This is a genomic window from Shigella sp. FJ200513, assembly GCF_040495915.1.
Taxonomy (GTDB): Bacteria; Pseudomonadota; Gammaproteobacteria; order Enterobacterales; family Enterobacteriaceae; genus ECMA0423.
On sequence record NZ_JBDYCV010000274.1, the window covers coordinates 1 to 602 of the forward strand.

The 602-nt window shown below is 50.8% G+C and carries 1 protein-coding gene and 1 pseudogene; both read right to left on the bottom strand.

The window, feature by feature from the left end; translation table 11 throughout:
- A partial coding sequence (locus ABZJ92_RS22175) for a hypothetical protein (RefSeq protein WP_353748166.1) occupies positions 1–93 on the bottom strand: 93 nt, incomplete at its 3' end.
- A gap of 83 nt (positions 94–176) precedes the next feature.
- Positions 177–533: pseudogene (locus tag ABZJ92_RS22180) on the bottom strand (hypothetical protein); the annotation flags it as partial.
- Positions 534–602 lie beyond the last annotated feature (69 nt).

The window sequence follows — 602 nt, forward strand, 5'->3', positions numbered from 1 at the left end:
AGTCGGCAGACCTTCATTGACCTGAATGTTGTCGGTATCGGTGATGCGTACTGGCTCAATGCCAAACTGGAAAGCGTTTTTAGTCATATTCATTATAATTAATCTCCTTGAGTCAAATACTTGAAGTCCCTAACAGGCAGTCAGGGACCGTGTGTTCTCAGATGAGGGACGCTTGCTTACAAGCTGTCCATCCAGTTACCGCCTGACTCAAGGTCAGCGACGATAGCGGCACGTGAGCGACCAGCGGAATGAGTAGCGCTGCGGAGGTTTTCACCATAGGTCCGGCGTTCAGCTTTGACCTGTTCGCGGCGCTGTAGCTCTTTTTGCCATTCGTCTTCGGTCATGAACATTTCGCGGGTACGCTCTTTCTGAGACGCTAGCTCTTTAGCGATACGCTCAGCTTCAGCTCGTTTGTTCATCTGGCGGCGTTGGTAGGCGGTCATCAGGTCATTACTGAAGAAGTTACCAATGGTCACGCCAGCTTCAGCCAGAGCTTCCAGTAACTCCATCGCCTCGCGGCTGGTGGATGAAGTGGTCAACAAAAACTGGCCACCGAGTTAGAGTTTTTCCAGTATCGATTTTCCGATTCGTTTGGGGGTAAC